General features: G+C 70.6%; 13 protein-coding genes. 7 read left to right on the top strand and 6 right to left on the bottom strand.

Annotated features, from left to right (window positions below; translation table 11 throughout):
- Window positions 1–125: 125 nt before the first annotated feature.
- The 4 genes from LUX31_RS36395 to pglZ all read left to right on the top strand — a co-directional run bounded on the left by LUX31_RS36395 (window position 126) and on the right by pglZ (window position 8,625).
- Entirely contained in the window at window positions 126–998 is an 873-nt protein-coding gene (locus tag LUX31_RS36395) for a helix-turn-helix domain-containing protein (protein ID WP_235479561.1), read from the top strand.
- The gene (locus LUX31_RS36390; protein ID WP_235479560.1) at window positions 995–1,198 is read left to right on the top strand and encodes a DUF397 domain-containing protein; all 204 of its coding nucleotides are present in this window, start codon (window positions 995–997) and stop codon (window positions 1,196–1,198) included. Before LUX31_RS36395 ends, LUX31_RS36390 begins: the two co-directional genes overlap by 4 nt.
- A 293-nt stretch (window positions 1,199–1,491) precedes the next feature.
- Window positions 1,492–5,475, top strand: coding sequence for a BREX-2 system ATPase PglY (pglY, locus tag LUX31_RS36385; RefSeq protein ID WP_235479559.1), 3,984 nt, complete (start codon window positions 1,492–1,494; stop codon window positions 5,473–5,475).
- 93 nt (window positions 5,476–5,568) lie between these two features.
- The gene (pglZ, locus tag LUX31_RS36380) at window positions 5,569–8,625 is read left to right on the top strand and encodes a BREX-2 system phosphatase PglZ (protein WP_235479558.1); all 3,057 of its coding nucleotides are present in this window, start codon (window positions 5,569–5,571) and stop codon (window positions 8,623–8,625) included.
- A 57-nt stretch (window positions 8,626–8,682) separates the two neighbouring features.
- On the opposite strand, the gene LUX31_RS36375 is transcribed toward pglZ, so the two are convergent.
- Together LUX31_RS36375 and LUX31_RS36370 are read right to left on the bottom strand one after the other, a co-directional pair.
- Complete coding sequence (locus LUX31_RS36375) at window positions 8,683–9,720, bottom strand: CBS domain-containing protein (protein WP_235479557.1); 1,038 nt, start codon at window positions 9,718–9,720, stop codon at window positions 8,683–8,685.
- A complete protein-coding gene (locus LUX31_RS36370; RefSeq protein ID WP_235479556.1) occupies window positions 9,717–11,531 on the bottom strand; it encodes a GmrSD restriction endonuclease domain-containing protein in 1,815 nt (604 codons plus the stop codon). The genes LUX31_RS36375 and LUX31_RS36370 overlap by 4 nt, the downstream gene beginning before the upstream one ends.
- Before the next feature lie 236 nt (window positions 11,532–11,767).
- On the opposite strand from LUX31_RS36370, the gene brxD reads away from it, so the two are divergent.
- Both brxD and LUX31_RS36360 read left to right on the top strand, forming a co-directional pair.
- Window positions 11,768–13,102, top strand: coding sequence for a BREX system ATP-binding protein BrxD (gene brxD / locus LUX31_RS36365; protein ID WP_235479555.1), 1,335 nt, complete (start codon window positions 11,768–11,770; stop codon window positions 13,100–13,102).
- The gene (locus tag LUX31_RS36360; protein ID WP_235479554.1) at window positions 13,099–15,258 is read left to right on the top strand and encodes a DEAD/DEAH box helicase; all 2,160 of its coding nucleotides are present in this window, start codon (window positions 13,099–13,101) and stop codon (window positions 15,256–15,258) included. Before brxD ends, LUX31_RS36360 begins: the two co-directional genes overlap by 4 nt.
- A 508-nt stretch (window positions 15,259–15,766) precedes the next feature.
- On the opposite strand, the gene LUX31_RS36355 is transcribed toward LUX31_RS36360, so the two are convergent.
- From LUX31_RS36355 to LUX31_RS36340, 4 genes are all read right to left on the bottom strand, one after another.
- Window positions 15,767–17,083: a hypothetical protein gene (locus tag LUX31_RS36355; RefSeq protein ID WP_235479553.1), complete on the bottom strand. Its 1,317-nt coding sequence runs from the start codon at window positions 17,081–17,083 to the stop codon at window positions 15,767–15,769.
- A 35-nt stretch (window positions 17,084–17,118) separates the two neighbouring features.
- Window positions 17,119–17,742: a Crp/Fnr family transcriptional regulator gene (locus tag LUX31_RS36350; protein ID WP_235479552.1), complete on the bottom strand. Its 624-nt coding sequence runs from the start codon at window positions 17,740–17,742 to the stop codon at window positions 17,119–17,121.
- Between the two features lie 353 nt (window positions 17,743–18,095).
- Complete coding sequence (locus LUX31_RS36345; protein ID WP_235479551.1) at window positions 18,096–20,042, bottom strand: caspase family protein; 1,947 nt, start codon at window positions 20,040–20,042, stop codon at window positions 18,096–18,098.
- Between the two features lies 1 nt (window position 20,043).
- Window positions 20,044–23,694 carry a CHAT domain-containing protein gene (locus LUX31_RS36340; RefSeq protein WP_235479550.1) on the bottom strand — a complete coding sequence of 1,217 codons (3,651 nt, stop codon included), beginning with the start codon at window positions 23,692–23,694 and terminating at the stop codon, window positions 20,044–20,046.
- 388 nt (window positions 23,695–24,082) lie between these two features.
- Between LUX31_RS36340 and LUX31_RS36335 the strand changes: the two genes are divergently transcribed.
- Window positions 24,083–25,135, top strand: a complete 1,053-nt coding sequence (locus tag LUX31_RS36335) for a hypothetical protein (protein WP_235479549.1) — start codon at window positions 24,083–24,085, stop codon at window positions 25,133–25,135.
- Window positions 25,136–25,215 lie beyond the last annotated feature (80 nt).

Raw genomic sequence — 25,215 nt, 5'->3', positions numbered from 1 at the left:
TGCTCCGTTCAGCAGAATGCCGCGAGACAAGAGACCCATGCAACGTTGAAGGGATTTCTCAGGCTTGATTCACCCTTTCGAGTAACCTCGCCATCACGGGCCCTCGGCCCTGATAGGGAGTGCGTATGCCAAACGTGAAGCCATCCACTGTCCTTGGACGCCAACTCGGCGACGAGCTACGCCGTTTCCGTGAGGCGGCAAGCCTCACCACGCAAGATGCCGCCGAGGTCCTCGACTGCACCAAGGGCAAGATCAGCCGCATCGAGAACGGCCATGTCCCGGTTCGCACACCGGACTTGAACGCGCTCATGGGCGCCTATCGAGTCGACGACGATGACGCCCGCAAGCGCCTCGAAGCGCTGGCCCGCAAGGCCAACCGGCGGCGGCGCGAGGGCTGGTGGCACCAGTACGACTCCGTCCTCGGCGATGCCTACCGCGACCAGATCGAGCTGGAGGCGATCTGCGACAGCGTGCGGACTTACCAGGTGCAGCTGGTTCCAGGGCTTCTCCAGACGCCCGAGTACGGTCGCGCGGTGACCGTCGCTTCGCGTTCCTGGCAGAGCCCAGACGAGATCGACCAGTTCGTGCAGGTGCGGCTCGCCCGGCAGGAACGGCTGACAGGCGAATCCCCGATGGAGTTCTGGGCCGTCCTCTCCGAGGGGGTTCTGCGGCAGCAAGTCGGGGGTCCCGAGGTGATGCGTGGGCAGCTGGAGCAGCTCGCCGCCCTTGCCGATCTGCCCAACCTCACCATTCAGGTGCTGCCGTTCTCGCGAGGTGCGTACTCGGGTATGTTCGGCCCGTACCTGCTGATGCGCTTTCCGCAGGTGGCATCGCTGGATCTCGTACTCACCGAGACGCCAACCGGCAACATCTGGATCGAACGAGAACCCGAAGTCGCCCACTATCGGGCACTGTTCGATGACGCGCGCATGTCGGCGTTGCCGCCCACGGAATCGCTCAGGCTGATCCAACACGCCGCCAAGGAGTACAGACCATGAAGCATGCCCGCGTTGCCCCGTCGGACCTCGCCATAGCGGCATGGCGAATCAGCAGCTACAGCGGCGGGCAGGGTGATTGCGTCCAGATCGCCGACAACATTCCCCACCTCATCCCCATCCGTGACAGCAAGCGCCCCACCGGCCCCGCCATAGGGTTCAGCCGCAACGCCTGGCAGACCTTCGTCACCCAGCTCAGCTGACCTCTCCCCCGTGACCGCCGACCACGGTCGGTCACAGGGCCGCAGGAAGAACGGCCCCGGCGAAGGGCCAGGCGCCCCAGCCCCCCCTTCGCCACCCAGCCGCCCCACAAACCGCCCCTCCCCTCCCCACGCGCCTCCGCACTGTCATACCTGCCGGTTACGATCTGATACGGCCCTTTGGACCTGGGACCCGAACAGCAACCCCAGCCCCAGACCCAACCCGAAGGCGCCCACACCAGGACGCCCAAGATGTGCCACAACCTTCCACCGGCCCCAGGAGACGCGAGACAAACATGGCCCCGACAGCCGCCACCACCCCCCTCCTCCGTGACGTCATCGACATCAAGACGTCGATCTCCACCTCCGACTTCGTCCTGAAGCTCGCCGAGGCGGTCACCGAGGAGGGCGCGGCGAACGCGCTGCGGGACTACGTCGTCACCGAGCGGCTCCTGGACAACTTCGACGAGGCGCTCGGGCTGATCAGGGCCGCGCTCGACGGGAACACGTCGAAAGCCGCGTATCTCCACGGATCGTTCGGTTCAGGTAAGTCCCACTTCATGGCCGTCCTGCACGCCATCCTGCGCCGCGACCCCGCCGCCCTCTCCCGCCGGGACTTCGACCCGATACTCGGCAAGCACGAGTGGCTGAACACCGAGCAGAAGAACTTCCTGCTGGTGCCGTACCACATGCTCGGCGCGAAGTCGCTGGAGCAGCGCGTACTCGGCGGATACGTCAGTCACGTCAAGGCGCTGCACGGCGACAAGGACATCCCCACCCCGCAGGTCTACCGAACCGACGCCCTCTTCGAGGACATCCGCTCGCACCGGATCCGGATGGGCGACGACAAGTTCATCGAGGGGCTCGCCGGCGCCGACGGGGACGCTGACGTGTCCGGCACCGCCGGTGACGACGAGGACGAGTGGGGCGAGTCCTTCGCCTGGACCCCCGAACTGCTCGACACCGCGCTCGCCGCCGAGGAACTCGACGGCGGCGAGGTCAACCTCGATCTCGTCAACCCGAGCACCCCCGCCGAGCTGCGCGCCAAGCTCGTACACGACGCCAGTTCGACCTGGTTCCCGGGGTTCGCGAAGAACGCCGCCGAGGACGAGCAGGGGTTCATCTCGCTGGACGCCGGGCTCGCGGTGATCGCGGAGCACGCGAAGTCGCTCGGGTACGACGGTCTGATCCTGTTCATGGACGAGCTGATCCTCTGGCTCGCCAACCGCATCCACGACCAGCGGTTCGTGTCCCGCGAAGCGGACAAGATCACGAACTTCGTGGAGGGCGCCGACTCTCGCCGGGCCATTCCGATCGTGTCGTTCATCGCCCGTCAGCGCGATCTGCGTGAGCTGGTCGGGGAGGAGACCTCCGGGGCCGCCGAGACCGCCATCCAGGACAGTCTCAATCTCGCCTCCGGGCGATTCGACAAGATCACCCTGGAGGACCGAAACCTTCCGCAGATCGCGCACGCTCGCCTGCTGAAGCCCAAGAACGCGGAGGCCGGGGCCAAGCTCGACGCCGCGTTCACCAAGATCAAGCGCGTCGGGCCGCAGGTGTGGGACGTACTCCTCGGGTCGGACGAAGGGACCACCGGCGCGGACGAGGCGTCGTTCCGGCTGACGTACCCCTTCTCGCCTGCCTTCATGGACACGCTCGTCCACATCTCGTCCGCGCTCCAGCGGTCCCGTACCGGTCTCAAGCTCATGGGGCAGTTGCTCGCCACGCACCGCGACGACGCCACCCTCGATCAGCTGATCCCGCTCGGTGATCTGTATCCGGTGATCGCGGACGGCGGCGACAAGCCGTTCGTGGACAGTCTGAAGGTCGAGTTCCAGACCGCGGACAAGCTGTACCGGACCAAGATGCGGCCGTATCTGCTCGGCACGTACGAGGTCACCGAGGAGGACATCGAGCAGTACACGCACCGCCGGGACTCGATCACGGACCCGGCGCTGCTCGGCCGGTGCAAGAGCTTCGTCGGGGACAACCGGCTGATGTGCACGCTGCTGCTGTCCGCGCTCGCGCCCAGCGTGCCCGCGCTGCGGGACCTCACCATCCGGCGGCTCGGCGCGCTCAACCACGGCTCGGTCGTCTCCCCGATCCCCGGTGCCGACGTGGGCATGATCAAGACGAAGGTCAAGGAGTGGGCGGCACAGTTCGCCGAGATCAAGGCGACCGGCACCGACACCAACCCGGGCGTGCGGCTCGAACTCGCCGGCGTGGACGTGGACTCCGTCATCGCCAACGCCAACGTGAACAACAGCCGGGGCAACCGGCGCACCCTGGCCAAGCGGCTGCTCGCCGAGGAGCTGGGCCTCGACCTCCAGGACCGGCTGATCGCCGACGAGCTGAACCTCGTATGGCGCGGCTCGAACCGCACGGCGGAGGTGGTCTTCGGCACCGTCGCCGATCCGGACGACCTGGCCGACCACGAGTTCCAGCCGAGCCAGGAGGGCATGTGGCGGATCATCATGGGTCTGCCGTACGCGGAGGGCGAGTGGGGGGCGGTCGACGACGCCAACCGGATGCAGGGGCTGCGGGAGCGGCCCGGTACGCATCCGCAGACCGTGGCGTGGATTCCCGCCCGGCTGTCCGCCGCCCGCTACAAGGACTTCCAGCGGCTCGTCGTCATCGACTACGCACTCGCCGACCAGCGGCGTTTCGACACCCAGTACGCGATGCACCTCAACGCCGACAACCGGGCGCGGGCCAAGGCCCTGCTCGAAGGGCAGCGGGAGTCGCTGGCGCAGACCGTGAAGGACGCGTTCAAGGAGGCGTACGGGCTGGCCGACAAGAAGGCCTCCGACGTCGACGTCTCCTTCAACGACCATCTTGAGGCACTGCCCGAGGTTGCCGACCTGCGGATCTCCATCGGGCAGTCGATGCGGGCCGGGGCCCGGCACATCGTCGCGAAGCTGCTCGCCCACCAGTTCCCCGCCCACCCGGACTTCGACCCGCAGGGCAGCAACACCCCCGTCAGGGCGAGTGAGGCGCGAGTCGTGTTCGGGCTCGTCCGGGCTGCTGCCGAGGCCTCCGACCGGCAGGTGGAGAACTCGGGCAAGGAGAAGGCACTGATGGAGCGGATCGCCGTACCGCTCGGGCTGGGACAGCAGAAGGAGGCGTACTTCCGGCTGTCGAACCGGTGGGCCGACCACTTCGCGCTGATGGCACGGACGGACGGCGGACCGGGTGACCTCGGCGTCGCCAAGCTCACCGAGTGGATCGACCGGCCCGAGCGGATGGGTCTTGAGCCGTTCCTCGCGAACCTGGTCATCGCGTCGTACGCGGAGATGGACGACCGGGTGTGGGTGCGTGCGGGTGCCGTTCTGGACCCGGCGCCCGAGCTTTCGGCGATCAGGCCGCAGGACGGGCTGCGGTCCCAGCCTCTGCCCGAGGAGGAGGTCTGGGAGGAAGCGGGGCGGCGGTACTGGGACGTCTTCGGGGTGGAGGGATCGGAGGCGAAGCCGCCGACGCTGCGCCGGGGGCGGCTGGTCAGCCAGTTCGCGCGGCAGATTCTCGCCAAGGCGCGGCATTTCCGGCCGCACGCGGACGATCTGCTGCGGCAGTTGGAGAGGCACTCGGTGTTCCTCTCGCTCGACGGCGGCGACGAGTCCGGCCGGCTCGCCCTCGCCCGCCGGTCGCGGGACCTGCTCGACGAGCTGGCCGGTTTCGACCAAGGCGTGGCGGGCGGTATCGCCGCGGCCAAGCAGATCATCACCGCCTTCGCCGCGTTCGATCTCGGCGCTGCCTCGGCCAGCCGCTACGGCGCCTCCGTCAAGCAGGCCGAGGCCGTCGCGGCGGCGCTCGCGGGCGCCAGCTGGGACACGTTCGAGCTGGCGGCGAACGTCGGCCCAGAGGGTGAGGCCGTACTCGCGCAGTTGCGCAGCGCCGCCAACGCCGACCAGCGCACCGTCAACCTGAAGGACGCCCTGGAGAAGGCGCGGGTGGCGGGGGTCGCGGCGCTCAAGCGCAACCAGGCCGCCAACGCGCCCACCCGGCCCGCGACCGGTCCGTCCACGCCCGCTCCGGGACCGCTCACCTCGCCCGGCGGCGTGGACCTCACCACCGCGAGCAGTCACCCGCCGGTGCCCACGACACAGCCGCCTCTTCCGGCCGCCGGGACGGGAACCGGGACCGGCGGCCGTGCCGCCCGGCGGTCGGGCGGGGGACGTACCACGGCCACCCAGGCACCGGCCGAGCTGCTGGCCGAACTGGCCGCACTGGCGGCGGCGGAGCCCGACGTCACCATCGAGTTCAGCTGGCGGGTCGTGGAGTGACGACGGCGGTTACTGTGGCGCGGCCATGGATGTGGGAACGGGACAAGAGGCAGGTGCGGCGGTGAACGCCATGGAGACAAGGCGGGCAGGCGCGTGAGTACGGCGACCAGCACGAGCGCGGTGCGGCTCAACTCGGCCACCATCACCCAGTACCTCACCTCCCAGCCCGGCCTCGCCCCCGGCAAGCGCCGCTCGGTCCTGCTGCGGGCGGCACCTGTCTGGGACGGCCCTGCCGAACTTCCGTGGGGTGAGGGACGGCGGGCACGGATCGCGTCGGGGCCCTCACCGCTCGCCGTGTACGAGCTGGTGCTGGCCCACCAGGCGGCCGACGCCCCTGGCTCCCATACCCTGGTCACCGGCCCCGACGTCCTGGTCGTCCTCACCGACCGTGAGGAGGCCGAACTCGGCCCCGATCTGCTGTCCAAGGTGCACAAGCAGCGGGTCAGCGCCGTCAACATCTGGGACGTGGTCCGCGAGGCGTTCGGCGCCGACGCCACCGACCACTGGCTGTCCGAGGAGAACTGGGCCGCCGAGGCTCTCCTCGACGCCACCCCTCCGGGCGGCTGGCCACGGCTCGCGGGTGGCACTCTGTCGCGGCGCGAGGCACTGGCGGCACTGGCGATGCGCCGGCTCGGCATCGGGCGCTACGACCCCGATCGCGTCCCGGGCGGGCCGACGGGGGCCGACGGACTCGACGTACACGCTCTGCTGCGCTGGACGTTGCAGCCGGGTGGCCCGGACCGCTTCCTCGCGCTGCGGGCGCCGGAGCGGGCCGGGCTGGCCCGGTTCCTCGGGGAGGACGACCAGGTGGGGCTGACCGGGCGGGCCCTGCTCGCGCTGATCGGCGCCGAGCACGGGCCGGACGCGGTCGCTTTCGGGCTGGTGTGCGCGGCGCTCTGGCGGGACACCGAGGTTCCGGACACGGCGGGTGGGCGGCGAGGTCACCGGCGTACGGCTGGTCGCGCCCAGGCGGCAGCGGGCGGTGCCACCGTGGACGCCGAGGACTACCGCGCGCGAGGACGTGCGGAGCGCTGGTTCGGCGAGGAGCCGCTGGCGCACGGTGAGGCCCTGGACCGGCTCACGGCTTCCTTCGGCCGGGCCTGCGAGGAGTTCGTCTCCGCGCTGCTGCTGACCGGCCGGTCGGAGTTCGACGAGTCGGCGGCAGCTGCCCGGAGGATGAGCGGGGCCGCCCTGGACCGGGCGGAGTCGCTGGTACGGCAGTTCGGGGCCGAGCGGGCCGCGCAGTCGAGTCCCGTACTGGCGGCCGGACTTGAGGCCCGTTTCGGTGCGGTCGGACAGGCACTGCGCGGTGGCGACCCGCTGTCGATCTCCCAGGCCGTCAGCGCACTCGACGACCACAGTCTCTCGGCGGACACCGACCCCCGTACGCGTATCGCACGCGCCCGTATGGCAGAGCGGCTGACGCGGTGGCTGGCGGGCGATCCGCCGGCCTCGTCGGAGAACCTCGCGGCCTCGATCGGCCGTCACGTCTCGGAGACGGGCTGGGTCGATCTGGCCCTCGAACACATCGAGGCCGGTGGTGAGAGCGAGCCGACGCTGCGGTCCTCGTACGACATCTTGTGTGCCTCCGTGCGCGCTCGCCGTCGGGAGATCGACCGGCACTTCGCGCAGGCGCTCGCCGTCTGGACCGCGGACGGCGGCACGCCCGGGACCATGCTGACGGTGGAGACGTTCCTCCCGCGCGTCGTCGCCCCCGTGACGAAGTCCGGGGACCGCCGGGTGCTGTTGCTCGTCCTCGACGGGATGAGCGCGGCGATCGCCTCCGAGCTGGCCGAGGAACTGCGCGAGCACTGGGTCGAGTACGACCCGCTGGCCGACGCCAAGGACCCGGCACGGCGCCGGGCGATGGCCGCCGCGCTGCCCACCCTCACGTCGGTCTCCCGGACCTCGCTCTTCGCCGCCACGCTGACCTCGGGCACCCAGGCCGACGAGAAGCGGACGTTTCCCGCCCACCGGTTCTGGGGCGACTCCCAGGCCGCGGTCTTCCACAAGGACGACCTGCGTGCCGACGCCGCCGGAGACTCCTTCGGTCCCGAACTGCTCGCCGCGCTCATGGACGACGGTACGCAGGTCGCCGTGGTCCTCAACACGATCGACGACCGGCTGGCCAAGGAACAGAAACTGGGCGACGCCACCTGGCGGCTCCGCGACATAGGGCAACTGCGGGAGCTGCTGCGGTACGCCGCGCTCCAGGGCCGGGCGGTGATCCTGACCAGTGACCACGGGCACGTCGTCGACCGGCACGGGTCGCGGGTCACTTCGGGCGCCCCGTTGTCGGCCCGGCACCGGGAGCCCGGCGGGCCTCTCGCCGAGCCGGAGGTGCTGCTGTCCGGGCGCCGGGTCGTCGTGGCCGACGCCGGTGAAGCGGCCGGGCGCGCGTCCGGTGGCGAGGTCGTCGCGCTCTGGGACGCGGACTCGCGCTACACGTCACAGAAGGCGGGCTACCACGGCGGGGCCTCCCTCGCCGAAGTGGCCATCCCCGTACTGGCGTTCCTTCCCTTCGGCGCGCAGCCGCCCAAGGGCTGGCGCGAACTCGGTGACCAACGGCCCTCCTGGTGGCGCCTCGACGCACCCTCGGCCGAGACCACGCGGACGACGGCCCTGACGACCGCGCCTTCGACCACGTCACGGCCGGCGGGGACCCGGTCCGCACCGGCGGCACCGCGCCCGACCGGGAAGGCCGCCGAGAAGGCGGTCGAGATCGTGGCGGGCCGGGACTCGCTCTTCGAGATGGTGCTCGTCCCCGTCGAGGAGGAGGACTCGCCGCTGTCCGTCACGGCCGTCACACCGGACGAGAGCGCCTCACCGAACGAGGCCCTGATGACCGCCCTGCTCGGCTCCGAGATCTACCAGGCCCAGGTGGAGGTACTGGCCCGCAAGCGCGAGCTGCCGCGGATGGAGGAGGCGGTCCGGGTTCTGCTGGACATCGGGGGCACGCTTCCGATGACGGCGTTGGCGCAGCGCGTCGGGCTTCCGGCCGGTCGCAGCGCGGAGGGTTTCTGCGCCGTACTGCGGCAACTGCTCAACTACGACAGCGCCCAGGTCCTGGAGACCCTGCCGGACGGCCGCACCCTGCGGCTGAACGTCGGCCTGCTGAAGGGGCAGTTCGAGCTGGACTCACAGTCGTGACCTGGTACCGGCCCGGGAAGCACCGGCCGGTACCAGATATCACTTCTGTGCGCGCTGTCAGACGAGCTGCCGCATGATCCGTACGAACTGCCCCAGCTCGTCGAGGAATCGCTGTTCCAGCGGCTCGGGGGCGAAGTGGGCGATCTTGTTGCGGATCTTGCGGACCTGGTCGAGCTGGTACACGAACTGGACGCGGTTCACCATGGTCCAGCCGAGTGCCTGCCAGTTCTGATCCGCCTTGGCGCGCAACGCGTCCTTGGTCTGCTGGCCGTCGAGCAGCGTCACATAGTCACCGAACATCAGGTCCGAGATCTTGCCGGTCTGCCGCTCCGCCTTCTTCGGCTGTACGGCCTTGATGGCCTCGGGATCGATCGCGGCACCCAGGCACTTGCGCAGCAGGAACTCGATCTCCCCGACGATGAAGAACGGCCTCGCCGTCGCGTCGAAGCGTTCCGTGATGTCCGCGGAGGTCACGATCCCGCTGAACCGGCCGTCGTTACGCCGGACAAGGACGTATCCCTTCTCGCTGACGAGAGGCAGTACGGCGAAGAAGTTCTGGTGCTCCTCGGCCACCGGAACGTCGTCCACGAGCGCGTTCGCGAGGACCCGGGCGACGCCCGCCTTCTCGTACATCCTGGCGACCGAACCCCAGGTGACGGCACCGCACAGCGTGGTCGTTCCGTCGATGACGGGCAGCTGGGAGTAGTCCTTGGTGCGCATCAGGTGCGTGGCCTCAGAGAGCTGCGCGGTCGGCGGGAGGGACTCGATCCCGGCCCGGGCCGCCGCGATGTCCCCGATCCGCAGGGGATGCTGCGGAAGCAGACCCGGCGCCGACTCCTCCTCCGGCTCCTCGTCGCCTCCCTCGTCCACCGCCGCGACCGTCTCCAGGGCGACGACGTGGACGGAGCTTCCGTGGCCGCAGGTGGCGAAGGACGGAACGGTGGACAGGCCCACGTCTTTCAGTGCCTGCGAAATGGCCAGGACGGACTGGTCGTCGCGTCGGCGCGCACCGAAGAGCGCCAACAGGTCCCGTACCGGGATCTTCGTGTCCTTGAGTGCCATCAGGTTGTCGTGCGAGGGCATGCCGGCGCTCACCCGCCCAGCTTCTCGGCGAAGCCGCGGTGCACGGTGTGCTTGCGCATAGCGGACCGCACCAGGTCGAGGAGCTGCTTGGAACGGTCCGTGTAGAAGCGCTCGAAGTCCCCCTCGTGCAGCGTGGCCGGATCGATGAGGTGCGTCGCGACGACATCGTCGAACCACTCGGGGCGCATGCCCGATTCCAGCATCAGCGACTTGAGGTAGGCCCCGGGCGGACCGGTCATGCTCCGGCTCGCACGGTACGACAGCGGGGTCTTGTTGACGATCGAGTTGACGCGCGACGCGTAGCCGGGGTGCGACTTGGCCACCCAGGACTTGGGGAAGATCAGCCGTACGTCGACGCCGTGCGCGGCCAGTTGGCCCGGACTCAGCGGCGCCTCGGTGTAGTACCAGTCCACAGCGCCCTGCTTGACGAGCAGGGCGTAGATTCCCTTGTAGGCGGCACTGTTGCGAGTGCTCAGGGTGTCGAGCCTGTCGGAGACGAACACGGCTTCGGCCACCGTGTCCGGCTCTCCGCCCTGCCCACGGATCCACGCGACGAGTTGCTCCACGTCACGGGGGAAACGGCTCTCGATCGACCCGCCGTACATCTCGCCGAGCACGCCGTTCCAGTACCACTGGGCGATGCGCTCCTCTCCGTCCGCGGTGTCCGTCTCGTCGCCCATGACAGCGCGTACGGCGGCCAGCGGCACGAGCTGCGTGCGGTACGGGAGGTCGGCCGCGTTGACGATGCACTGCCGCTCCAGGAACGCCCCGACCCAGGCGAATGCCTCCGCCAGCCGCGGGGCCAGCCGCCTGAAGTCGACCAGCGGAAGCTCCAGCAGATCGCGGCGCTTGCAGGAGAGCGAGTTGCGAAGACCGTCCTGCTTGTGCTCCCACGTGCGGACGAGGGCGATCGCCTGAAGGAAGTCGCTGCTGCTCAGCCCGTCCTCGACTCCGGCCTCCATCCTGCCGAACACGGGATGGGCGGCGGTCAGGTCCGACTTGATCTGCAGCCACGCGTCGGGAAGCCGGTAGTACTCCCCGAACTCCGCCACATGGGTCCGGTCGCCCGCGTAGGTGGCGGTGAGCAGCTCGAAGACGTTCAGCGGGACGCCACCCGCGTTCACCCGCTCGAAGACCGCGCACACCGCGTCCATTTCGGTGGAGGCGGGCAGGTTGATCATGGGCACGTCGAACGACTGAACGTGGTTGAGTACGTGCTCCTCGAACCGCGACCAGACATCCCAGTTCGCTTCGTCCAGTTTCACGAATTCCCGGTGCCAGGCATTCATGCGCTGGGTGTCGAACACAAGATTCAGCGGGAAATAACCTGCGGCGCACTCAAGCTGTGTCGTACTCAGATCGAGGACGACCCGCCGCGCGAAGTCCGTCCTGAGGGTCCGGTCCTCGGGTACCGACACGATCGCGTCGTCCCGGTCCGAGGGCGAGCCGATCGCCTTGGCGATGTCGATGTAGTACCAGCGCTTCAGGTCCTTGTTGCGGGTGTCCACCGTGTCCACCGGCTGGTCGCGCCGCAGAGCCTGGTACAGCGAGGTCATGCGCTGCTGGCCGTCGAGGAGAAGGAGGTCGGGCACCCTGTCCTCGGAGACCTGCGCACCGCTCAGCGGCCGGGGCCTGAAGGGCGTGTTGCCGCCGGTCTGGAGCGACATGACGACGCCGAGCGGGTAGTTGAGCGTGACCGTCGCGATCAGCGCCCGGATGTGCTCGTCGTTCCATTTCCACTCACGCTGGAAATCGGGTAGTTGCAAGGCCCCTGACTCGACCTGCTTGAGCAGATCTCTGAGCTTCGGACTGTCCAGCGACACGCTGCGGTCTCCCCCGCTTTGAACCCCAATGGTGGATACCGTATTGCATCAAGCCATTCTGAGCGCCGTCAAGGAATGCGGGAACCGAGCCACCTGCGCCTCATTGCTATTCAGCCATCACGAACGTATTCGGACACCCGTGATGTCACGGTGGGGCCGGTGCCGCCGTCCCCGGCCGCCGGATGCCTGCTCCCGGCCCCGCCGCACCGTCCTCCACGGGATGGAAGACTGACGAGGTGAGTACAGATCAGCCGCCCCGGACCTCCCCCGTCAGTGCGACGCGTCGACGTGATGTGATCGACGCGCTGCGGCGAGGGGCCGTACCCGAGAGCGGTCTTGACCTGCTGGCGACCGGCCTGGACCGCTTCGAGACCGCACTGGACGCGGAGCTTTCGGCGGTGGCGTCGGGTGCGTCGGTGTTCAAGGCGGTCCGCGGTGAGTACGGCTCCGGCAAGACCTTCTTCACACGGTGGCTCGGCGAGCGGGCCAAGCGCCGGAATTTCGCCGTGGCCGAGATCCAGATCTCGGAGACCGAGACGCCGTTGCACCGGCTGGAAACCGTCTACCGGAGGCTTACGGAACGGCTGGCCACACCCGGGTTCCCACCGAGCGCGCTCCGCCCTGTCGTCGACGCGTGGTTCTACGCCCTGGAAGAGGACGCCCTTGCCGACGGGGCCACCGACGAGGGCCTCGCCGAGTCGGTCGAGAGGCTCATGGCCGCGCGCCTCGCCGAGGTGTCCCGGCATGCCCCGTCCTTCGCCGCCGCACTCCGTGGGTACCGCGTCGCGCTCACCTCCGGTGACGAGACCACCGCGGCGGCTGTCATGGCCTGGCTCGGCGGACAGCCCCACGTGGCCGCCGCCGCGCGCAGAGCCGCCGGGGTTCGGGGGGATCTCGACCACTTCGGCGCGCTGGGCTTCGTCCAGGGACTGCTCACGGTGTTGCGGGACAGCGGACACGCGGGTCTGTTCCTGGTGCTCGACGAGGTGGAAACCCTTCAACGGGTCCGTTCGGACGCCCGCGACAAAGCGCTCAACGCGCTGCGGCAGCTCATCGACGAGGTGCACTCCGGGCGTTTTCCCGGCCTCTATCTCATCATCACGGGCACACCCGCGTTCTACGACGGCCAGCAGGGCGTGCAGCGACTGGCACCCCTGGCTCAGCGACTGGCGACCGACTTCACCACCGAACCGCGCTTCGACAATCCACGCGCCGTGCAGCTGAGGCTTCCGGGCTTCACAGAATCGTCGCTGATCGCTCTCGGGCAGACCATCCGGGACCTGTACGCGGATGGGTCCGCGAGTCCGGAACGCATCGCGGCGATGGCCGACAACGCCTACGTCGCGGACCTGGCCCGTGCCGTCGGCGGCACTCTTGGGGGCAAGGTCGGAGTGGCCCCCAGGCTGTTCCTGAAGAAGCTGGTGGGTGATGTCCTCGACCGCGTCGACCAGTTCGACGACTTCGATCCCCGCACGCACTACTCGTTGACGGTGAAGACCTCCGAACTCACCGAAGTCGAGAGGAACGCCGCGGCAGCCGGGGCGGACGACGTGGAACTGGAGCTTCCGTGACAGGAGACGACCAGGACCCCGACCCGCTGGACCGGCTGCACCCGGGCCTGGTCCATCACATCGTCAACTCGCTCGGCTGGCCTGCTCTTCGGCCTCTCCAGGAGGAATCGATCACACCCCTCCTCGACGGGGCGGACGCGGTGCTGCTGGCGCCCACGGCCGGCGGAAAGACAGAGGCGGCTGCCTTTCCGTTGCTTTCAAAAATGGCTCTGGAGGGCTGGACAGGCACTTCCCTGCTCTACGTCTGCCCCCTCAAGGCTCTGCTCAACAACCTCCTGCCACGCCTGGAGACGTATACCTCGTGGCTGGGGCGCACCGCCGCGCTGTGGCACGGGGACGTGACCCACTCACACCGCAAACGCGTCCTCAGTAACCGGCCCGACGTGCTGCTCACCACCCCCGAGTCCCTCGAAGCCATGCTGGTCAGCACCAACGTCGACCACCGCGCCTTCTTCTCGGGCCTGCGGGCGATCGTGGTCGACGAGGTGCACGCGTTCGCCGGGGACGACCGGGGATGGCATCTGCTCGCCGTACTGGAGCGGCTGGAACGGGTGGCGGGGCATCCCGTGCAGCGTGTCGGGCTCTCGGCGACGGTCGGCAACCCGGAGCAACTGCTGCGCTGGCTTCAGGGTTCAGGGGCCGCAAAACGCGCGGCCCAAGTCGTCGCTCCCCACCTGCGTGACGTCTCCGCGGCGCTCCCCCCACCAGGGGAGGTCGAACTCGATTACGTCGGCTCCCTCGACAATGCGGCCCGGGTGATCGCGGCCCTCCACCACGGCGAGAAGCGGCTCGTGTTCTGCGAGTCCCGCAGGGAGGTGGAGGAACTCGGCGCCAGTCTGCGCGCGAAGGGCATCACCACGTTCCTGTCCCACGCGTCGCTCTCCGTGGACGAGCGGTCCCGAGCCGAGGAGGCGTTCGCCGAGGCCCGCGACTGCGTGATCGTCTCCACCAGCACACTGGAACTCGGCATCGACGTGGGTGACCTGGACCGGGTCCTGCAGATCGGCGCGCCGGGCACCGTGGCCTCGTTCCTCCAGCGCATCGGACGCACAGGTCGGCGGTCGGGATCCGTACGCAACTGCCTCTTCCTCGCCATCGACGAAGACGACCTGTTGTCCGCCGCCGCTCTGCTCCTGCTGTGGTCGCGTGGCTGGGTGGAGCCGATCACGCCGCCTCCCGAGCCCCGGCACATCGCCGCTCAGCAGATCCTCGCGCTGTGCCTTCAGGAACACCGGGTCGGGGACCGGCTGTGGCAGGAGTGGTGGGGCGGCATCGGTCCCTTCGGTCCTGCTGCGGAACCGGTGATGCGCCATCTGGTCGAGCAGGGTTACCTGGACCGGGACGGAGGCATGCTGTTCATCGGTCCCGAAGCCGAAAAACGCTTCGGCTTCCGGCATTTCATGGATCTGACGGCGGTGTTCACCGCGGCCCCCGAGTTCACCGTGCTGTCCGGCCGCACGGAGATCGGCACCACGGATCCGGCGCTGCTCACCGATGAGGTCGTAGGACCGCGCCGGCTGCTCCTCGCCGGACGCAGTTGGCAGGTGACCTACATCGACTGGTCACGGCGGCGCTGCTTCGTGGAGCCGGTCGAAGACGGCGGCAGGGCACGCTGGGGTGGCATGGGGTTCACCCGTTCCGCATCGTTCGAACTCGCCCGCGCCGCACGGGAGATCCTGCTCGGCTCGACGCCTCCGGTCAGGCTGACCCGGCGCGCCGAGTCCGCGCTGGCGCGGACTCGGGAACGGTACGGCGAGATGGTGCACGTTCGCAGCACCATCGTGACCCGCGGTGGACGGAACACCAACGTTCGCTGGTGGACCTGGGCAGGCAGTCGAGCCAACGCCACCCTCGCCGCGACGCTCACCTCGGTTACCGACCCGCTGCAGCGCCCGTCAGACGCGTATGTGCGGCTGCGCCAGGACATCACGGCTCAGGAGTGGAAGAAGGCCGCTGCGGAGGCTGCCGAACACCTCTGTCTGCCCGCTGTGGACCCTCGCGCGGTGGCCGGGCTGAAATTCAGCGCGGCCCTGCCGCCTCGACTGGCGGAAGCAACCGTCGCGGCACGCCTGGCAGATCTGGACGGGGCGACCGCCGTCCTGCGGGAGCCTGTCAGATTCGTACTCCGGACGGCGGTCGACGATGCCTGGGAATGACGTGCCCATTCGCCGAAGGCGCCTCACGGCTGCGAACCGGCAACACGCCCCGGGCGATGGCCATCCGGTGCAACCTCGCCATCGGCGCGCTGCGGCTGGGCCGGCGCGACCGACATCGCCGCCGCTCTGCGGCACGGTGCTCGCGGGAGCAGCCGGCTCCGGGCCGGCCGACCGTGCAGGCAAGCGGGGAGCCGGCCGCGGAGGACGAGTCCGGGCCGCCGGAGTGTTGACGCGCCGGCTGCCGAGGGCAGGGTGCTGGGCACCGAGGTCCGCCGCAGCCAGGTCCGCCGGATCTTGCCGGCCAGCAGGTACGAACCGCGCGAGGCCGGCTGTGCACCGCCACCGGGCAGCTGGGCTGCCGGTACCTCCGAGTGGTCAGAACTGCGGTGCGGAATCAGCCGTCGAAGGGTGCGTCCTTGGACTGACTGCCTGGACGCAGCGATGGGTGTCGGTGAGCATGGTTCAAGCATCCGGTACGGCAGGATGCGGTTGGCGAAAACAGGCGACATCAGCCTTCCGCTGCCAGGGCCGGGCCCTGGTCCTGGGGCGCGGGCAGGGTGCGGATCCAGGCCACGCTGGTGAAGCCCTTCGCCGCTACGTGAATCTCCGCGCGCCGGAATCCGGTGGCCGCCAGACCGCTGTAGCCGCGGGAGACGAGGTCCTGGTGGAGCCCGTCCGAGAACGCCGCGACCAGGCTGGTCGAGGGGTCGTCGGCGAGGGCACGGCGTACGGGATCGGAGTCGAGGACCCGGAAAAGGGCGACCACGGCGGACCCGGCGTATCCGCTGGCCGCCTCGTGGACGATGCCCTGGTGCAGGCCGGCCCGCATCCGGACGCGTCGCGGGGACGCGGCCGCGTCATTGGCGTCGGCCAGCGCGGAGGCCAGGCCCTCCAGAAGGCCCGGCACGACCCGGGTCTCGTCGATGCCCGGCTCGAACACGAGCAGATAGCCGTCTCCCTGCGCCTGTCGGCCGCACCTGTCCCAGACGACGCCGGCCCGCGCGCACGCGGCGTGCAGCGTCCGCAGCAGGACCCGCTGCAGCCAGATCATGTCGGTGTTGTCGCGGGCGCTGTACTTCTCGATGTCGACGGCGAGGCAGAGGCGCCGCAGTCCCGGTGGCAGTTCCTCGCCGTCCGGCTGAGGGCCGGAGTCCTCGTACGCGGCGAGTGCCCGGGCGCCGGGCGCCGCCGGGCGCCCCGGGGCGAGCGGAGCAGCGGCGGGCCAGAGCTCGGCGGCCGCGAGCCGGAAGGGTGTCTCGTGGGGCGTCTCCGCCTCCCTGCGCCGGAACGCCCCGCCGAGCACCGGCTGTACGGTGACGGTGCTCAAGCTCAGACTGCCGGACAGTCCGTCGGCGGCCACCGGGAGCCGGACGACGGCCTGGGCCCAGCGTCCGTCGGGGCGCAGCGCACCGTTGCGCCCCGGCGCCCGGAAGATCCACTTGAGCCGGTCCTTGCCGAGCCCGAATGCGGCGACGTCCGCCCCGTCGGAGGTGGTGCTGCCGGGGGTGGGGTGCAGGGTCACCGCGTGGGGTCCGCCGTCGAGCAGGACGGTGAGGGTCGCCTCTCGGTAGTCACGGCCGCCCGGCAACTCCTCCAGGTCGAAGGGAAAGCAGAGCAGGATGTCGCGTGGCGCTCCGGGTCCAGCCGGGGTGACGCCGCCGGTGACCGGGGGCAGGGCGTAGCCCAGAGGTCGCCCCAGGGAAGCGCCGGCGACCCGGCCGCCCGCGGGCTCTCCCCCTTTGGGCACGACGGTGTCGCGGGCGAACAGGTCGACCGTGGCCAGTACGTCGTCCCGCGCGCCGTCTCGTACGCCGTCATCTCCCATGTTCTGGCTCCCTTCGCCGCTCGTCACGGCAGTCGTCAGTCGTCGTCCGTTCCGATCAGCCGCGCGGCGTCCCGCAGTCCGTCCAGTGAGAGCACGGTCAGCCGGCTGTAGCCGACTCGGATGACACCCTTGTCGGCGAGTTGGCCGAGGACGCCGTGGACACTGCGTTCCCTGGCGCCGACCAGGCCGGCGATCTCCGCCTGGGTCAGCCGTGGCCCGATCAGGACGCCGCCGTCCTGGGGCCGGCCGTAGTCCTCGACGAGGTCGAGCAGAACCCGAGCCACCCGGGTGGCCACCGGGCAGCTGCCGAAGTCGCCCCTGCGCCGCACCGACCAGCGGTTCTTGCGCACCAGCATCCGGCTCACCGCCAGGGCGGCCTCTGGATACAGGTCCAGGCAGCTGAGGAAGTCCTGTTGCCCGATACGCCGGGCGGTGACCGCGCCGGCCGCGGTGACGGTGGCCGACCGCGGCCTGTTGTCGAACGCCGCGAACTCCCCCACGAGTTCTCCGCCGAACCGGACGGCAAGCAGGGCCGTGTCGCCGTTCTCCGAGAGGGCGGTGACCTTGGTGACACCGGTCACCAACAGCACTACGAACGTCTCCTGGCGGCCCTCGGCGAGCAGGATCTCGCTGGGGGCGTATGCGCGCAGAGTTCCCAAGGAAAGCAGGGTCTTGGCGGCCTCCCCGGATCGGGCAAGCTCCGCCAGGAGCGTGCCGTGCGGCCAGCGGCCATGGGGGCCTGGGCCTTTCGTATATCTTTCCGGCATCACGGAACCTTCCCGGCTTTACCGGCGCCTCATGGCAGTTGTGACTTACGGCATCATAATGTCTTGCTGGGTGCCAACGTCCTCTGTTCGCATGGGGGTTGAGGATTCCGCACTGTTGCGGAGAGGAGACCGCCCCGGCGGGCGCATGCTGGTTGCACGGGGGAATGCGGGGCCGCGACCGGGTCGTACCCGGCCGCGGCCCCGCGGCCCCGCACTCGCCGCCGACTGGCGGTCGCGCCCTCGGATCAGCGGATTCGGCCACCGGTCTCCCTGGGCTGTGGCAGGGCGTCGGCCTGCACGGTGTGGACTCGGTAGTGGAACTCCTCGGCGCCTTGCAGGCTTTGGTCCCGGAACGCCTCCCACACTTCTTGCAGCAACGGCACCAGGGCGGGGTCGGTGACGTTCGCGCTCCGACGGCGCATGCCCGACGTGAGGACGTTCAGGTCCATCGTGCGGTCACCGACGAGCAGGTGCACCGTCTCGCGCCGCGGGCCGAGGCGGGGGACGTCCCCGGGCCAGGTGATCCTGATCGGCTTCGTCGTCCGGGCGGTGCGGTGGGGTGTGCCGTGGGGTTCGAGGCGGTAGCCGCTGGGCTGGTCGTTCGTGACGAGAGCGGTCCGGCCGCTCAGTCCCACGCCGAGCACCCAGAAGTGCAGCGGCTCGTCCGAGTGGTTGGCCACGGTTACGCGGTAGCGGTCCCCTTCGTACAGCTGCTCCCCCACCCGGGCCATGGGGCGCCAGACACCGCTGTGCGCCGGTGCCTCGATCTCGAAGTGGAATTCCGCCTCGGCGGCCAGCCGGGCCGAACCCTCCGGGTCGCACAGATCGCGCACCCGGTCGCCCCGCCCGAGTTCCTCCAGCAGCTCGGTGATCCGGGAGACCTGCGACGGCGTGGCCTCCAGTGGCTCCCGGAAGGGCAGGGCGCCGCGGTCAAACACGGTAGCGGTGCCTTTGCGGAGGAGGACGGTGGCGAAGGGCTGCCCGTCGTGGGCCTCGGCGAGCCGGGGGCAGTCGGTGAGTCGCCGGCGCAACGCGTCGGCGAGTGGGCCGTCGCCGTCGACGCGCACGAACCGGCGGTCGTGGACGCGCAACGGCAGCGCGTACGAGCCCGGTGGCAGCTCCGCGGTGAACAGCTCAGCGGGCAGGGGTGCTTCGCGGACGGGCGCCCCGGGGGCCGCATCGGTGCCCGTGGAGGTCATCGGCTCCGTCCGCAACACGACGTCGCCGCCCTCCACGGTGTCCACGGTGGCTTGAACCGTCGTGTCCTCTTGTTCGCCCGGCTCACGGTCCATGGGCTCGCGCCAGGGGTCGTCGTGCGGAAACACCATGCGCACGCTGTCCTTCTGGTGGAGACCGAAGAGGGTTCCACCGGGGACGACGAACCGGCCCTCCCTGCGGACCAATGGCAGCCGTTCCGGCTCCGAGCGCTCCTCCAGCGCGAACGGCAAGCGCCCGGAGGGCCCTCCTGCGTCGGGCCACTGCAGCATGTGCTGCTGCTTGACGCGATCGCGTACGCGGCCGACGAGTGCCGACCAGGGCACCTGCGGGGCCGTGGACATGTCGAGCACGTCGGCGAGCGCAGCCGTGAACACCCCCTGGCGGCCTGCGCCCGGGCGGACCTCGGCCTCGAAGGCCGAGCCGTGCTGCTGGCAGGCCGCGAGCCGGACGACGTGCGGGACGAGCGGGGCGTTGCGGCGCGCGAGGGCGGCGGCCCGGACGAGCCCGTCGTCGTGCGCCACGTCGGCCGGGTCCACCGACTTGAGCCGCCACCGGCCCGACTCGCCCGCGGCTTCGCGTACCGCTCCGCCGGAGTGACAGCAGTCGAGGACACAGGTGACGTTGGGCGTGATGCGGGTGAGCACACGGACCACGTCGGTCAGTTCGGCGGCCAGAAGGCCACGGAAGTCGGCGGGTGTGCTCTGCTCGATGTCGAACGGCACCAGGTACTGCAGATCCCCTCGCAGCGAGCCGTGGCCCGAGAAGTACACGACGACTCCGTCGCCCTGCCTGGTGTCGCGGCACAGCTGTCGCAGCGCCTGTGTGATGCCCGCGTAGGAGGCCTCCTCCTCGACATGGGCACGGATGTCGGTGAAGCCGTGCTTCGCAAGGACCCTGTGCATGACTTCGACATCGGTGTGCACGCCCGTCAGACCGAACGTCTGGGCGCCGATCAGCACCGCGCGCAGCGTCATGTCATACCCCCACGTGGATGAAGGGCGCCCAGTGGTACGGGTGCCGGTCGTCTGCCTCCGCGGAGCGCAGCTGTTCGCTGTCCCGGGTCTCCGGACGGGGCCAGGACCTGGAGCGGGCCGCGGGCCCCGGACGTACCCCGGCCCGGCCGGTGAGCGCGCGGAACTCCTTTTCGCGCTCGGCGCCCGGCAGCTCCCGCACCTCCTGCTGGGCCCTCGCCAGCGCGGTGCCGACGCAGGCCGTCGGATCGTCCGCGAGCCGGCGGTAGGTCCGGGTGATCACCAGGCAGCCGGTGCTGTCACGGACGGGCCAGAGCGAGACCACGGCATGCCGCGCCCCGGTGATCATCGCCGCCCGGGTCAGCCCGAGGACGTCACCGCCGGCCGTGGCGGTCCCGCGTCCGGTGTCGCAGGCGGACAGAGTGAGCAGCTGCGGGGCGTGGGCGGCGGCGAGCAGGTCGGCGAGGCCGAAGTGGTCGTCTCCGGCGAGCTGGAGCCGACTGAGGTGGGGAGCGAGGTCGTCGACAAGCCCGTGGGTGGCGAAGTGGAGCAGTCCGCTGCCGCGCGCCGCCTCCAGCACTGCGCGCCGGGTTGCGGCGGGCCCGGTCAACAGCTGGTGGCTGGGCAGCAGCCGGGCGATCTCCACCGTCTCGGCCGCAGTGCCGGGCAGGGCCGGCAGCCGGTGGCGTGGCGCGTGGGCGGGGTCGCCCACCAAGAGCGCGTCGAGCTGCGACCAGGGCCGCTCCGGCGGCTGGTCGCGGAGCCGGGTGAGGAGGGAGGCGGCGGGAAGGTACGACACCTCCCGAGTGGCGCCGAGGACGTCGCCGTTCCAGGGCAGCGCGTGGAACGGCAGCAGCGCGAGCCCGGCCGGCGGGACCACGATCACCCGCCGCCGGTCGCGGAGCAGTGGGCGGAAGGGCTCCAGCAGCAGGGCGGCCAGCTCCTCGCCGTCGGCCTCGCCGCCGCCTCCCGTGTCCTGTCCGGCGCACCAGGAGTGGAATCGGCGGGCGGTCGCGACCGTGCCGCGCGCCCACCGGGTGTGGTGCCCGGGTTGCAGCGTTTCACGGGTCATGGCCCAGCCGACGAGGTCGTCGTCATGGAGGTGGTAGGTGAGGAGCAGGGCGTCCGGGGGCAGCGCCGCGGCCACGGCGGCGGCGTCCGGCGGTTCGGTGGTGTGCGGCGCGGTGAACGCGGCGGGAGCGAGTCTGCGTACCTCCGACTCGGCCTCGTCCAAGGTGCGTTCCACCTCACCGATCCGCCGTCTCCGCTCGTGGGCCGACGCGGTGACCGTACTGCGGCGGACAGCCATCGCCTCGGTCTCGAACTGGGCGGACCAGCGGATCTCGGCGGCCAGCCAGTTCCTGACCGCGGCGCGCGCGGCGGGATCCTCGCCCGCGGCGTCAAGGGCGCGCACGGCGTCGAGGAAGCCGGAGCGGGTGCGCTCGGCCTGGTCGAAGGAGGCGGCTGCCGCATCGGGTCCGCCGCCTTCCAGGTGCGACAGCACGGCGGCATGGTGGAGGCCCGCCACGACCGGATCGTCGGCGGAGGAGGCGCGCAGCGCGTCGCGCGCCAGCCTGACACGGCGGTCCTCGTACGCCGCGAGCCCCGCCAGGGCGTACCGGGCCGCCTTGCCGTACGCGCGCCGGCCCAACTCCAGGTCCGCACGGATCGCGGGCAGTTCCCAGGGCTGCGCGGGGCCGGGGCCGTCCACACCGATTCGGTGTACATGGACCGCGGCACGCTCGGGCTTCCCCACGTTCAGCCACAGGGCGGCGGCCTGGATCGCGGACAAGTGCTCCTCGATCGTCGCCACTTGTGCCCTGGCCTCGTCCATGTCGCGCAGGTCGAAATGGGCTGAGCAGCGTACGAGTCCGGCGAAGAGCGGGTCCGTGATCCGGTCCGCCTCCCGCAGGGTCCGGCGGGCGTGCAGGTCGGCCTCCGCGTCGAACCCGGCCGAACGGGCGCGCCGGGAGCGAAACGACGTCTCCTGGGCTCGGGTGGAGAGGAGATCGGACTTCAGCATGACGAGTAGGGCTCGCAGGGCGTCCGTGGCGGCTTTGGAGTTGTCGATCGCGCCACTGGCGATCGCTTCCCTGGCGGCCAGGAGGCTCTCCGCGGCCTCGATCGCCAGCTCGGTCGACGAGCGTGTGGCGGCGATCAGATCGGGGTCCTGCAGGGCGGACGCCTGATCGTGGAGGGCCTTGGCGCATCGGATGACGGTCAGGCACTCGGCCTGATCGGCCTGCTCGGTCCGCCGTATGCGGTCGAGGTGCTCCTGCTGCTCCATGCCGGTGAGCACGAAGGCGGCGAGGCGGTGACCGGCCCGCTGGTACGTGCCCGCGGCGGCCCCGGCCGTCAGGCGTCCGTGGGCTCCCGCGCGGTCGGCGGTGAGCCGGTTCGCCAGTACGCCGGCCCGCCTGCTTTTGGGGATCTCGCCCTGAGCGCTCCAGTGTCGCGCACGGTCCTCGACGATATGGCGCAGTCCTCGGAGCCACGACGTGCTCCCGTCGGTGGTCGCCCAGTGCACGATGAGGCCGGCGGCCTCGGACTCGGGCTCCCCCGGCGTCTCCGTCTCGATCAGGTCGAGGCCACGGTGGACCCGCAGAAGCGCCGCGCATGCCCCGTCACCTGCCTGGACGGCCAGTGCGAGGGCCTGGCCGAGGAGTTCGCGGCATTCTTCCTGCCGACCGGCGAGCCGGTGGGTGTGCGCGAGGCGCAGCAGCGCCGCGGCACCGCCGCGTGCGGATCCCGCCGCACGGTACGACGCCGCGGCTCGCCCGTAGTGGCCGGCCGCCGCCGACAGCGCGTCCCGGTCGTGCGGGGTGGGTGGGGTGGCGCAGCGTTCGGCCGCTCCGGGCGTGCCGAGGTCCCAGTCGCCGGTGAGGAGTGCGGCGAAGCCCTCGGCGGGGTGGCTGCCCGTGGCGTAGCGCTGCGCATGCTCCAGCAGAGGTGTCGCCGCCGGCCGGTCACCGGCCCGAACGCGGAGGTCGGCGGCGAGCAGCATGTGGTATGCCACGCAGTCGGCATGACGGAGGTCCATGAGCACCTCGTACAGAGAGTCGAACCACTCCAGCGGCCGCAGCACGTCATCGGTCAGCTCCCGCTCGGTCCAGGGTGCCGGTGCTCCGTACCGGAGGGTGTGGGACCGGGCGGCGAGCGACGTCATGGCGTGCCCGAGCGTCATGCGGGCGGAGAGCAGGACGACGCCGACCTGTCCGGCGAGGTGGGCGCAGAGCCGGAGCGACGGGTTCGCGATGGACGCGACGGCGGCCTCCATCCCCGAGCCCGCGTCGGTCAGGGCTCGGACGGCTTCCTGCCGGAGGGGGACGGGCGCGGCGCCGGGCTGCCAGTTGTGCTCCATCGCGACGGCCGCGGTCCGCAACGCCTTCTCCAGCTGGGCGTGGTCGTGCGTCGCGGGCGTCGAGGTGGGTGAGGAGAGGTGCGCCAGGAGGGCCAGGGCCCGTTTGGGCTCGCCCGCCGCGAGTGCCGCTGCGGGCCCGAGCCAGTCGGCCCACGGGGTGTCCTCCCGTCCCCCGGGGAGGTATGTCGCCGGATCGATGCCCCTCTGCTCGGTCAGCAGCAGTCCGATCAGCCGCTCGTGGTCCTCACCCGTTCCCCCGGCCCCGGTGATGCCCTCGCGCTCGTCGTCGACCACGTCTCTCCCCCTGTCCCCGCGGTATGAGCCGGGACTTTGATACCGCACCACTCCGTTGGCCGATTCCGCAATACGACCGGTTGTCGGTCGCTGGTCGATGGCATGTTGCAGACCTGGTCCGGAGTCGTGTGCATAGAGGGGGACGAGCGCCATCGGACGACTGTCGATGCAAGTCAGCAGAGGTTTTCGGCTCGTGCGGCATGAGGTCGCGCCCCAGCGCGCAACGGCGTTCCCGTGCGCCCCCGCAACGCTTCACACTCCTGCGCGGGGCTTCGAATTGTCCGACAACCGCAGCGGTGGCCGACTCTGTCCTGCCACTCTGTTCCGGTCGGCGCGCAAGGGCGGCAGCGGGCCGTGGGTGACATCGGGGGAACATGTGGGGGGACACATGGTGTGGGCGGTCAAGCGTGCCCTGGCGACGCTCGTGGCGCTGCTTTTCCTGACGGTCCCGTTGATGGGGGCTTCGGCGGGTGACGGCGTTCCGGACTGGCTTGAGCGGACAGCGAGCGAGATCGCATCGGCCAAGAGCGGCGGCACCCTTGTCGTGACGATCGAGCAGCCGCTCGCCGTGGACGGGGGCAATGTGCCGGAGGGCATGAAGCTCGTCGTCGATGCCAAAAAAGATCATGACGTCCATTTGGTGGTCGTTCAGACCGGCCCCGACAGCGGTCCGGGCGGCGCCGTGCTTCTGTTGCTCGCCGACCGGCGCGTGGTCGTCGATCAGGAAGCGGCTATCAGCCGGCCTCCCCACGAGGCCATGCAGAAGGCTGCTGAGCTGAAGCTCTGTGACGGCGACAGGGCAGATCTGTGCCAGCTGCTCGACCGGCTCAAGAACCAGCGGGTTGGGATGAAAGAGGCCGGTCTCCCCGGGGCCGATCCACGCATGGATCGGGACAAGCAGGCGGCGCTCGGGAACACCTCGGGCGTCAAGCAGGTCACCTTCCCCTCAGGCGAAAGCGCGGACGGCCCAGGCTTCGGCGTGGCCGGGACGTTGTTGACAGTGCTCGCCGCCGGTACGGCCGTGTTCGGCTGGGCGGTCCTGCGGACCAGGTACCGGCCCGCGTTCGTCGCCGTACCCGGCCGTGGCACCCGGCGCCGGCCCGCCGCCGAACCCGAATCCGCCTCATGGACCGCCCGTACCTCCGGACCGCCGCCCGTGCTGCCGCAGCGTCCGCCACACCGGACGTGGCCCGACGACCACCCGCAGACACCCACGGCCGGCCCACGCGCCGTGCCGGACGGCCCCGTCCGCCCGGCGACCGTACGCACGAGCCTGCACCCCCAGGGGTACGTCGAACTGGACGGCTGGCTGTACCGCGCGAGCTGGGCCGAGCCGCACCTGGACGCGCCGGCCCCCGACGCGACCGTCGACGTCACCGGCCACCGGCCCGGACCCCTCCTGGCGTACGCGCCCGCGGACTCGCGCGATTCCCACGCCTGACCCGGCCGACGGCTGCGGGCCGAGCCGCGCGGAGTCGCCACGCGCAGGGACACACACGCACCACATCACGGACACGACAG

Source organism: Streptomyces sp. GQFP, assembly GCF_021545335.1.
Classification (GTDB): Bacteria; Actinomycetota; Actinomycetes; order Streptomycetales; family Streptomycetaceae; genus Streptomyces.
Note: the sequence above shows the minus strand (reverse complement) of the source record. Positions and strands in the feature narration are given on the sequence as shown.

Excerpts from the sequence above, each read along its gene's own strand:
- pglY (WP_235479559.1), top strand. The coding sequence starts at position 1,492 with ATGGCCCCGACAGCCGCCACCACCCCCCTCCTCCGTGACGTCATCGAC.
- LUX31_RS36335 (WP_235479549.1), top strand. The coding sequence starts at position 24,083 with ATGGTGTGGGCGGTCAAGCGTGCCCTGGCGACGCTCGTGGCGCTGCTT.
- LUX31_RS36355 (WP_235479553.1), bottom strand. The coding sequence starts at position 17,083 with ATGGGAGATGACGGCGTACGAGACGGCGCGCGGGACGACGTACTGGCC.
- LUX31_RS36390 (WP_235479560.1), top strand. The coding sequence starts at position 995 with ATGAAGCATGCCCGCGTTGCCCCGTCGGACCTCGCCATAGCGGCATGG.
- LUX31_RS36345 (WP_235479551.1), bottom strand. The coding sequence starts at position 20,042 with ATGACGCTGCGCGCGGTGCTGATCGGCGCCCAGACGTTCGGTCTGACG.
- LUX31_RS36395 (WP_235479561.1), top strand. The coding sequence starts at position 126 with ATGCCAAACGTGAAGCCATCCACTGTCCTTGGACGCCAACTCGGCGAC.